This window comes from Gymnodinialimonas sp., assembly GCF_059726805.1.
The window spans coordinates 1,840,121-1,850,875 of record NZ_AP041059.1; the positions used below are offsets into that span (position 1 = coordinate 1,840,121).

Annotated in this window: 9 protein-coding genes and 1 pseudogene; 7 read left to right on the plus strand and 3 right to left on the minus strand. The window is 53.8% G+C overall.

Annotated elements, in window-relative coordinates; all coding sequences use genetic code 11:
* The first annotated feature begins 2 nt into the window (after positions 1-2).
* Positions 3-470 carry a hypothetical protein gene (locus AC6I9R_RS09090; protein ID WP_461425253.1) on the plus strand — a complete coding sequence of 156 codons (468 nt, stop codon included), beginning with the start codon at positions 3-5 and terminating at the stop codon, positions 468-470.
* Positions 471-524: 54 nt separating this feature from the next.
* On the opposite strand, the gene AC6I9R_RS09095 is transcribed toward AC6I9R_RS09090, so the two are convergent.
* Positions 525-839, minus strand: a complete 315-nt coding sequence (locus tag AC6I9R_RS09095) for an H-NS histone family protein (RefSeq protein WP_461425254.1) — start codon at positions 837-839, stop codon at positions 525-527.
* A 248-nt stretch (positions 840-1,087) separates the two neighbouring features.
* Here AC6I9R_RS09095 and AC6I9R_RS09100 point away from each other — a divergent pair, with 248 nt between their 5' ends.
* The 6 genes from AC6I9R_RS09100 (at position 1,088) to AC6I9R_RS09125 (ending at position 8,426) form a co-directional block, all read left to right on the plus strand.
* The gene (locus AC6I9R_RS09100) at positions 1,088-1,696 is read left to right on the plus strand and encodes a hypothetical protein (protein ID WP_461425255.1); all 609 of its coding nucleotides are present in this window, start codon (positions 1,088-1,090) and stop codon (positions 1,694-1,696) included.
* 199 nt (positions 1,697-1,895) lie between these two features.
* Positions 1,896-2,255: a hypothetical protein gene (locus tag AC6I9R_RS09105; RefSeq protein ID WP_461425256.1), complete on the plus strand. Its 360-nt coding sequence runs from the start codon at positions 1,896-1,898 to the stop codon at positions 2,253-2,255.
* The gene (locus AC6I9R_RS09110) at positions 2,255-4,339 is read left to right on the plus strand and encodes a type IV secretory system conjugative DNA transfer family protein (protein WP_461425257.1); all 2,085 of its coding nucleotides are present in this window, start codon (positions 2,255-2,257) and stop codon (positions 4,337-4,339) included. The genes AC6I9R_RS09105 and AC6I9R_RS09110 overlap by 1 nt, the downstream gene beginning before the upstream one ends.
* A 99-nt stretch (positions 4,340-4,438) precedes the next feature.
* On the plus strand, positions 4,439-4,648 hold the full coding sequence (locus tag AC6I9R_RS09115) for a hypothetical protein (protein WP_461425258.1): 210 nt from the start codon (positions 4,439-4,441) through the stop codon (positions 4,646-4,648).
* Between the two features lie 139 nt (positions 4,649-4,787).
* Positions 4,788-5,612 carry a replication-relaxation family protein gene (locus AC6I9R_RS09120; protein WP_461425259.1) on the plus strand — a complete coding sequence of 275 codons (825 nt, stop codon included), beginning with the start codon at positions 4,788-4,790 and terminating at the stop codon, positions 5,610-5,612.
* Between the two features lie 306 nt (positions 5,613-5,918).
* The gene (locus tag AC6I9R_RS09125; protein WP_461425260.1) at positions 5,919-8,426 is read left to right on the plus strand and encodes a hypothetical protein; all 2,508 of its coding nucleotides are present in this window, start codon (positions 5,919-5,921) and stop codon (positions 8,424-8,426) included.
* A 189-nt stretch (positions 8,427-8,615) separates the two neighbouring features.
* On the opposite strand, the gene AC6I9R_RS09130 is transcribed toward AC6I9R_RS09125, so the two are convergent.
* Both AC6I9R_RS09130 and AC6I9R_RS09135 read right to left on the minus strand, forming a co-directional pair.
* Positions 8,616-9,977 (minus strand): hypothetical protein, encoded by a 1,362-nt coding sequence (locus AC6I9R_RS09130; protein WP_461425261.1) that lies wholly within the window; start codon positions 9,975-9,977, stop codon positions 8,616-8,618.
* Between the two features lie 226 nt (positions 9,978-10,203).
* Positions 10,204-10,443, minus strand: a pseudogene (locus tag AC6I9R_RS09135) (IS5/IS1182 family transposase); the annotation flags it as partial.
* Between the last annotated feature and the right edge of the window lie 312 nt (positions 10,444-10,755).

Consider the following 10,755-nt stretch of genomic DNA (forward strand, 5'->3'; position numbering starts at 1 on the left):
TATTGTCTATTGCGGTGGCCTCCGGTCGGGCTGGCTACGTGTTGCTGCAGGGAACACAGCTCCTTGATTGGGGTATTGCCGTGAAAGCAACCAAGACCGGATCAGACATGATGGGCTTTGTGCAGGAACTCATCAATGAGCTGAAACCAGACGTAGTAGTGACAGAGAAATTGACCGAGACCTGTCGCAAAGGCAAACGGGCCAGGAAGTTGATCGCATCGATTGCCGAGCTGGCAAGCCATAACATGGTGTTGGATGTGTCGGTTGAGCGCCCGCGTGAATTCCCCTCAAAACATAATGAGGCGCAGCATCTCGCAGGAAAGCACCCGGAGATCGCCGGCTACCTACCAAAACGCAAACGACGCCTGTTTGATTTTGAGCCGCGCGGCATGGTGATCTTTGAAGCCATTTCGATGGCGGAAGCTGTCGCCAGTGGCCCGCCGGAACAACTGGCGGCGGCTATGGGATAAGACAAAGGCTGCCTCCCAAGGGAGGCAGCCTTTTCAAGTGTATCGATGTGCCGTTTAGATCGCGAAGTCTTCCAGAGCCTTCCCAGCAGCCAAACCTTCTTTGATCCAGTTTGGTTGACGACCACGTCCGGTCCAGGTCAAAGCGGCATTCTCAGGATGGCGGTATTTCGGGGGTGAAACTGGTTTAGCAGCCTTCTTTCCGCCGACCAAATCAGCCAGCTTGTATCCATGCTTTTGAGCCACGGCTTCTAGTTCCGCCATGGCGTCTGCGCGCTTGCGATCCTCGAAACTCGCTATGGCCTTGGCGGTTTCTTTTTGAAGCTGCTGCAGTTCTTCGACCGAGAGCTTATCAAGGTTTGGTTTTGTCATTGTGCCGTCTCTTCCAGTTTTTTTCATCTCTCCCAGTGAGATGATATGTCCGCTTAATGGGCGATGCGTCTGGATGCAATCTCCGTTGCGATACACTTGTGCGCAAGAGGCATGAGCGAATTGGTCGCCGATAGGTTGGTTTTTGCCAAAGACAGAAGTCGCCCTGCCTGAAGCCGAATTGGAAATTCGTTGAATCAATCCACCCTAAGACTGCAGCCTGTTTTCGTATCTATTGATTGGGGGCAATAATGAGTTTGACAACTTCGAATTACGGAGCCGCTCGCGGCATCCTTGGATTTGCTGAGCTGACGCTTTGGTGCGGTATTGGCTTGGGCGTCATTGTGGCAATTGTGGCCGCTGGTGCCGCCGCGCGAGGATTTGGATCATCCGGCCTGTTGGCTGCGGTGCCCGGCATCTTCATTTCCGTATTGTGCTTCCTCGGGGTGGTCATTGTTCAGATGGCGAAGGCCACCGTCGATAGCGCGGATTACAGCTACCAAATGCTCAGCGTAGCGCGGGATCAACTGGCGGTCTCCAAGCAGGGGTTGACCAGTGCAAGCGCCCCGCAGGGATACGCTAGCAGCGCTCCGAAGGGTGCCGCATCTGAGCAATCGAAGATCAGCGCGGCTCAGCAAATGCTTGCCACGCAATCGAAGAACGAACCGTCGCCTGTGCCGCCAAGAGACCCTGCACTTGCCAAGCAAGATTGGGACTATCGAGGGCTACGCATTAATCGAACGGTTCATGGGTACCTTGTGGAAGGGCAAACCTTCGAGACGCTCGAGTTGGCTAAACTTCACGTGGACGGCGAAGCCCTCCGAGCAGGTCTGAATCGACCCTCAGGAGCGTCGTCATGACCCCCATACACACCCCCAACCTCTATGGGGGTCCAGTGAGGGGGTGCCGCGCATCTCATAGCAGAACATTGCAGCACCAAATCCACTCCTTCTCCTGCCTGACATCTCTTCCTCTCGGTCGAGATACGCAGCCGATGCCCCTTACGGCTGAGCCCAAAAACCATTCCGCCCTTTTTGTCGGAGCGCTAGGGACAATCACATGAGGGTCTCTGTCTCTCATCATACCGTTCGCAAGGGCTTCATTCTAAAGACCACCTACTACTTGGTCTGTCTTGAAGTGCAGTTCAGCCATGAAGAAGTCCAAGTGATCCGGCAACGCAATCTAGCCAAAACCAAGCTTTTGGATCGCCGTCCAGCGACGGCGCGCGTTGATGATCGCGACGAAAAGTTTGAGTTGCGACTGCAGGATCTTATGCGCGCGCAAATGGATACGTTTTTGTGTGCCACGCCGTCTGCGGCCAAGATCTACGAAGAGGAGCTTCTAGCGGCACTGGCCCAGGTGAAACTTTGGATCGGAGACAATGCTGAAGTGGCCGGACGCACTGTGGTTGAGTTCTAATGTCCGGACGCTCGTTTGGTCAAAGTCTCGAAGGCGCGATACTCATCACGTCTGCCATTATAGCGTGCTTTGTTCTCGCGGCAGTTATTGTCACGCCAATCTCGCTTATCGGTGTGCCCGTCTATATTGGCTTCCGTCTTTGGCGAGACAGCCCCGCCCGAGCTGAAAAGATTGCCCGAGAAGAAGCCGACCTCCTTTACCAGCACGCGCTGAATGGAACAGTACAGATCAGTAATGCGGAGATTGAACGCGCGCTGACATCCCATTGGCCATCCAATATGCCAGACGTATTGCGCGTGCAGCTTCTAGATCTAGCGCGCGCCATCTATGAAGCCGAAGGTCTTAGTCCAAACATTCCACCCCCACCGGCCCTTTGTAATACGCTTGAGGGCGGTCGCTATAGAGATCAGCTCGCCCGGCTTGGGCAAGTGCGCCATGACAAGGGCATGGCAATGGCCGCCCTTGACATCCTCTCGCGTGGCCTGGCCCCCATCGCGCAGGCTGCGCCGCCGCTTTCCGGCGACGTGCTCGTGGAAGTGACGCAGTTCCTCGATCCGCTGGGAGAGGCTGTGGAGGCCATGATCAGCCCGTTCTTTGATCAGAGCCCCTACGTCTTGTTCAAGCCTCTGAGGGGCCAACTCGAAGCCAACCTGGGCGATACCTCACGATCCGGCAATCCGGTCTTTCCGCGTCAGCATAAGGGTGACGATCTTCTCCACACTTACCTCAAGGGCACGCCGCTGCTAGATGCCTTCCGCTTGCGCACGCCATTCAATATTCCAGGCGAGCGCCGGTTTGAGCACCTGCACATGGTGGCGGGTTCTGGGCACGGCAAAACGCAAACGCTGCAGTATTTGATTGCGCAGGATCTGCCGCAGGTCGCGGCAGGCAATCGGTCTGCGGTCGTGATCGACAGTCAGGGTGATCTGATCAAGACCATTCTCAGCCATGCAGACATGCCGCCAGATCGGATTGTTCTGATCGATCCGGAAGACATCGAATGGCCGGTTAGCCTGAACCTGTTCTCCGCCGGACAGGAGCGTTTGGAAGGCTACAGCGCTCTGGAGCGCGAGCGCCTGACCAACTCCATCATTGAGCTCTATGACTTCGTCTTGGGGTCTCTGCTGGGTGCAGGCATGACCTCCAAACAATCTGTGGTCTTCCGCTATGTGACACGCCTCATGTTCCACATTGAGGACGCCACGATCCATACGCTGCGTGATTTGTTGGAACCCGAGGGCACAGTTAAGTTCCAAGCGGACATCGCGAAGCTAGATGGCACGGCCCGCCGCTTTTTTGAAACCGAGTTCGACAGCAAGGAATTTGCCAGCACCAAGACGCAGGTGTTGCGTCGCCTCTACGGGGTTCTGGAGAACCAAACGTTTGAGCGGATGTTCTCTAACCCAGAGACTAAGTTTGACATGTTCACGGAGATGAATGCGGGCAAGCTCATCCTGATTAACACCAGCAAGTCTCTGCTGAAGGAGCAAGGTACGCAGATCTTTGGCCGGTTCTTCATCGCGCTCATAGCACAAGCGGCCCAGGAACGCGCTACGTTGCCAGATCGCGATCGCTTGCCCATCCATGTCTATATCGATGAAGCGCAAGATTACTTCGATCAGACGCTGAGTGTGATCCTCAGCCAAGCGCGCAAATACCGCGTGGGAATGACCATGGCGCATCAATACCTCGGGCAGCTCTCTCACGGCCTGCAGGAGGCCTTTGAAGCCAATACCTCGATCAAGCTGGCCGGTGGGGTGTCGCAGCGCGACGCACGGGCGCTGGCGGGCATGATGAGCTGTGATGCGGATTTGATGACGGCTTTGCCCAAGGGAACTTTCGCTACATCCATTCGAGGAGTGACGAATCAGGCTGTGCCGTTGTCTTTTCCGTTCTTTGTTTTGGAGAAGAGACCGCGTGCCAGCGCTGAAACCCTACAAGACATCCGCGATCACAGCCGAAACGCCTATGCGGCCCCATGGGTGCAGAAAGCGCACGATGAGCCGCGAGAGGAAGCTGCAACTGACGAGCCTGCGCCGGAACAACCAAGCGATGATCCGTTGAAGCCGTCGACGGAGCTCTGAGGTCTCAATGCCCGGTTGCGCATTTGCCAAGTGCCTGTATTTGTGGCGTAACGCTCTGATAATTTGTGCATTTTGTGATTTTTGCTACACTGTTTACATATGACCAAAACAAAAACCATTCGTCTGAGCGAAGAGACATACGAAATGCTTCTCACCTACAAAGCCGAGCTAGAGATTACCAACAAACGCAGTCTTTCGTTTGATGATGCGGTTGAACTGCTCTTTGTTGAGGTCGCAGGATACGAGTACGAAGCTGCGACCCAAAGGCTTGAGGAGAAAAGTTACACCTACGCACCAAAAGCGGCGTAACTCCGCTCAGTGTCCATAGTCGAGCACTGCGCCACATAAGGCATCAATGAGTGCCTAAAAGTCCCAACATTGCAGCACTGATGTCGCTGGCCGAGCCACTGGATTGATCGTTGCTTGGTCTCGTCGGTAAGATCTCGACATGCTCATCGGCGATACTCACAAGCGTGCGACCTTTGATAAGATCGATGTCCGTTCGGACGTCAATCCAACGGACCGCGACATCCGCTGGTTCAAACATATTGAGCGCCACGGCGCGCTGACATCCACCCAGCTCATTGCTTGGACCGCAGATACCCATCGCTGCAGAGATACCGCGCTGCGGCGTCTGCAAGCACTCAGAGCCGTCGGGTTCCTCTACCTTCCCAAGCAGCAGCGGGCTTGCGAGCGTGCCGAGTTTCGGCCCTATGTGTATGACTTGGCCTTTAAAGGGTTTCAGTATTTAGCCAATTGCGGCCTGCGCGAGGAAACCGCCCGGCCAACCGGGCATTGGTGGCATCTGCATGAGACGGCGATGTTCACCGCGCAAATAGACTTGGAAGCGAGAGGACGCGGTTTCCGATACATCCCGGCCCATGAAATCTTGGAACGTGCCGGGTCAACGCTTGCGATATCCATTGGACGACGCAACCTGATCCCGGACCAGATCTTCGCCATCGACTACGGCGGCCTGTTCCGAGCCTTTATGGTGGAGGTTGATCGCGGGACGGAGCCCATTGCCAGCAAGAGCACGCGGAAGAGCTGGAAGTCTTCTTTGGCGCTGTATGATGAAGCGTTCCGGCTTGGATTACTGAACCATCACTATGGGCTAAAAGCGCCAGTACAAGTACTGTGGGCGCATCGGACAGGAGCAAGACGCGGAGCTTTCGAAAAACTGCTTGGCGCTTTGTCGGCGTCAACTAGGCAGAGGCACATCTGTTCCAGAATCGACAGCGTCGGTGCTGTTACGGCACCATGGACAGCGTAGAGGGGGGCGGATTGCGGAAGCTCGCTGCGGGTGCTTACTGTAACGTGCGCTGGACTGAAAGCGGTCGTTCATTGCGTGCACATTTTGCTAACAAGCTTCGGACTGTAGCAGACACATTGTAGTCTATCTGGGATTGTGCAGACTTCTTCCCGGGATGCCGTTTAAGAGTAACAACTTCGCCGTAGCGAACAATTCATCGGTTTGGAATTGGCAATGTGGGCGAAGCCCCGACATCGGAAGATTGAGGGTACCGCAAGACCTCTGCGCGTTGCGTACCTTGTCGATTTGACTACGTGTGAGCACCTGTTGATCGACGAGATAATTGCCGAGAGCTTCAGTCGTTGGTCAGGTCGACGCACTCCGATTATCCCTACATCACCGGATGGGATTGATCCCGCTTATGCGTCTTGGCTTCATGCATTCGACGCTGACATACTCTATAGCTTTGCCGATCTAACTGACGACGCTATCGCCTTGCTCGACGAAGAGTTGGCACCCGGAATACTTCACCACCATGAGGACAGATATCACGACCGCGAAGGTGACCGCCGATATCGCATTGAGCTTCCGATTCAAGGTTTGTCGTGCCTGTCTGTTCTGCCGATGTTTGCCAGCCGCCGCTGGGGTTTCGGCAACAAACCACGGGATATTTTGAGCTTCGACAGATATTGGGATGGTTCCGAGGACACCTTCATTCGCGAGAATTTTGGTTTCATCTCGACCAGCTTTGGCAACGGTCAACTGGCTGACTCAACTCCCGAGTTGTTTAAGTGTCTTACATTGATTTCAGAGGAAGCGCTGGGAAATCTCCAATACGGCAAGAGTGAGCACGCCAAGTATGAGAGTGACCCTCGCGCCCTGTTGGAAGCTCTGGCTGAGCCGGGGCCGGTTCTGCCACCTAGCCAATTGTCAGAGTTGTTTTGTCATTATCTTGAGCCAAAGAACGCTTTGAAGCGAAGTGGTGTCAACATCGTCGTGGGGGACGAAATTGCAGATCGATTAGTGTTTTGGAATGGACACAACCGATATCCTCGTAGTGAGTTAACCGGTACATCGTCCGTTCGCATATCGGTCGAACAATCAAAAGACACCGAATTCTTGCGGTTGGTCGGGCGTGTATTGGATCGCCGTGGGGTTCGAGATGAACAGAACGCGCCTGTTGCCACCATCAGATCAACCTCGCTCGCAGAGGATGAACTTTCGGACATTGCCGAGCGCATCAAGCCGGAAGGCAAGACGTGGAAGCGTTTCGAAACAGAAGCCATTGCAGATGCCCACTGGGCGATACCGGAATTTCGGGAAGAGCGTGCATACATCATAACAGGCTCGGTAGCCATTTCGAGAGAACCAAAGAGTCAGCAGAGAAGCGAATTAGCAAACGGTCGCGCAGAACTCCCTCTCGCGACGCCATGGCACTTGTCTGAAAATCACTTGCCGCCCGGCGTACGAGCAGGTCAGTGGATGGTGGATTTGTCGATTGAAAGGGAAAACGATCACTGCAAGTTCTCGAATGTCATTCATGAGTGGGTTTTGCCGCGAAGACTTCGCATTGACCCATTCTTCTTGATCAGCCGGGAAAGCTCATCTTCTCAAATGTATCCGCGGTACTGCCAAAGGCCTACGAGGTCTGGATCTTTGAGCGTTTCGATAGAACTGACGGTTCGCCAAGCGTCCATCGCCGTGCCGGACGATGATGACGCCCTCTTTGGAGGGCTACAGGACTTTCAAAGGGATCACTTTCTTCGGACTCCAAAGGACTTGGATGGCCCTCAGGAACTGCCTCCTCCGAAGGTTATGGATGTGAAGTATTCAGACAAGGGTCGTTATCTGCTGGGGGCCCTACAACACTTCAACAATTTGCCTGACGCCTTTCAAACGCTGATGCATGATTTTTGGCGGGAAACCCTCCGCAGGTTGGGCGCTAACCCTTCACATGTGGACGATCAGCTAGAAGCCGATTTCCAAAAAATCATGGCCAAGCGATTGCGTGCAAACAGTGAAGAGTGGGAAGTGAGCTGCCAACAGGACCGGCAAACAGTTTCAAGAGAGGCGTTGCGGCTTGCTGCTCAGATACGGCGTCCGGAGCGCTTTATGCGGTACGACAAGCTATCAGCTCTCTACAAAGATATGGTCGCAAAGTTCATTGAAGAGAACCCACACCTGAAAGATAGCCGTGCTGAGGAGTATCTTTCGGCGGAAGAACTGGATGCGTCGATACAATATCTCTGCGAGCGAAAGATCCTTTTCCAAGGCCATGAGTGGAAGTGCAGAAATTGCTTTAACCGTAACTGGGTCTCGATTGACGACTTGTCCACCGCGATGGAGTGCAACGTATGCCAAAATGAGGCGCTACCGCCTGTTTCCGGAGGATGGCAGTTCAAGGCCAGCGGCTTCTTCGTGGAAGCCTACAGTGATCACGGAACTGAACCAGCCGTCTGGGCACTCTGGCAGCTTGCCGAACGCGCGAAAGCATCGTTTTTCTTTTTGCCGTCTACGTTAATCTGGTTCGACAAACATCGAGAAGATGGTCCCAATGATTGCGAGGTCGATCTTCTGGCAGTGGTGGATGGCCAAACATTCGCGGTTGAAGCGACTGCTTCCAAAACCCTAAAGGCGTTTGAGATTCAGAAACTTGCCGCATTTGCAGAAAGGGTTCGTCCAGACAAGTTGTTCGTTGTCTGCGGAGCCGCTGGCAAGAGTGCGCGAGATCGACTAGCGAGGCAAATTCAGCAACGCTTGCCCAAAGCGGTGAAAATCGAAGTCGCGACCTACCAAATTTCAGGCGCGCGACACGACCCTCATTTGCCTTACTAGACTGGAACGCATCACAAAGGACGTTGAGCCGAATTGGAAAATCGTTCAAATCACATAGCTGCGACTGGGGCATTTCAGGTTGTAATTCGCGGCGAACATCAGCTCTTACGCTCCGCGGCGGCCAGAATGCCCATCAACTGACGTCGGCATCGGCAGTCCAAAAAATGCCGCGGTACAAGATATCTTAATCTAGCTTCCAAACTCCTCCGCGTCTTCAGACAGTGCGCTCGGTGACACATCTTGACCACTTGCCCGATCAGATTTGATTTGCGGGGCTTTCTTAACCCATGCAGCTAATTGGGCCCCAATTTCTCCGTAGAACTTTGGAACGACCCGCTCGAGTTCGGAAACAAAATTGGTCTGCTGGGCAAACTTTCCCCCAAGCCGCTCAGACAAGAATATATGAAAACTGTGAGGTGACAGATGCTCTTTGCCTTCTACTGCTAGATCTGGATCGACTCTCAGGTCTGCGACTGAATACTGAGTTGGTTCGCTCGCCCCTGGCCAGAGTAGACGGATGAACAATCCCTCAACGTCTTCTGCTTTCACTTGGCGCAAGAGCCAGTTGACCCGAGCCTTCGTCGACTTTTTGTCTTCTGGTGCTTTGAGCGTCATTCCGACGTCCAGGGAGCGTCGAGCCAAGTTGGCCGAAACGTGAATAGGCGCGGCGGCGTCTGGGACTGACAAGGTGCAGGATATACACTGATCCTCCTTCAGCCGCACCAGTTCATCTCTCTGACGCTGTGCTGGATCGCCGACATGCTTTCGCGGCAATTTTTCCGTCACGACATTTCCCGTCATGCGACTAAGGATCATCGACAGATCGCGGGTTTCTTGGTGCCAAGCCTCGAGAACAATCTGGGCAGGCAGTGACTTTGCAGGAATTGCACCTCCAGAAGAGACAAGCCTGTTAAGCTCTGTCCACTCCTTCGGCATTCGGTCAAAGCCCTTCACGCCAGCACTCTCGTGCGTCAGAAAACGGCGCAATTCATTGAGTAAAAGAAGTTGGTCGCTATCGGCAACTTGCTCACCTGAGATAAGCAAATCCGCTGCGGTGAGGACATGCATCCAAGACCAATGATAAACCGGCACTCGCGAACGGCTCTTGCGAACCTGCTCAACCGGATGACTATCTGGGGACGTCGCAAATTGGTTTGAAATAGTGACTACGCAATCGATGCCGTTTTCTTTAGCCAAAACCCGATACCGCTCGATTTGGTTGGCATCCAACTCGCTGTTTCCAACTTTGGCCTCAACAAGCGCCCGCCATTCGCGGCTGCCGATCCGTACGACAATTAGCCCATCAGGGCGGTCTTTGATCCCCGTGCTCTGTTTGTGAAACACCACCTCGGTGTAGGATTCAACGCTCGCGCGAGCGCCAACGCGCTGTCCAACGGACGATAAAAGACTAGCACCAAATTCATCAATTTTGCACAGACAAGCCAATACGATTGAGGTGGTCCTTCCCTCCTTGGATGTTGTTGATAGAACGGGGAACAGACGTGCTGCCTCACCTTGCTTCAAGTAGACAGGCAGTTGTTCGTTTCCCATTGAAAAATCCTCGCATACAAACAGTGTGTTGGACTTGAGCAGAACACCCGTCCGTCGGTCAACTCTCGCATGCGAGTTGAGACCCAGGCAAATGTCGGCTAACCGGGCTGCGATTGCAGCACGCAAGAGCTATTGCCAACGACCGTTCAGGGCCGTTTCTGTCGAAAAACAACGTGTTGCAGACACAAAAAGCGATGTCAGCTTCAAAGCTCGAGCGCCTTTTCCTTCAGGCTTCGCCCGATTGCTGCGATCCAGGAAAGATCTTGGCTAGTTTGCTCAGAATTTGGGCGGTAGCAACGAATAAGAATACGTCGTTTGCGCCACAAGGCCCAAGTAGTCGGAGCCGCCCCAGCCCCAGAATGCGTATTAGATGGGCGAAGAGCATCTCTACCTTCTTACGGAGCCGCATTGAGATATCATTTTGGCGGGTATTGGCGATGTCACGGGCGACCTGCCGGACCACTTCACATGATCTGAAATTTCAACGGCTTCTGTAGTCACGAGAGCCCACCCAGGTTCAGTTCCCAAAAACCTGACGGAGGAAAGAACCCAGGATTGGAACGCCAAAAATGCAATGAGTGCAGGTTGATCGCCTCAATCTGGCCGAGCATTGTGAAATTTTTTCATATCAATTGTGCGCAGAAAACGATGGCTTCGACGCAGAGCGGTAAGGGGCAATTGCGAAATGTGCATGCACAATGACCAATGGAGGTAAAAAGCCCTACGCACTCGTAAGTATTGAAGCCATGCGGTTCTGAACCTTGATGGACTTGCCTTC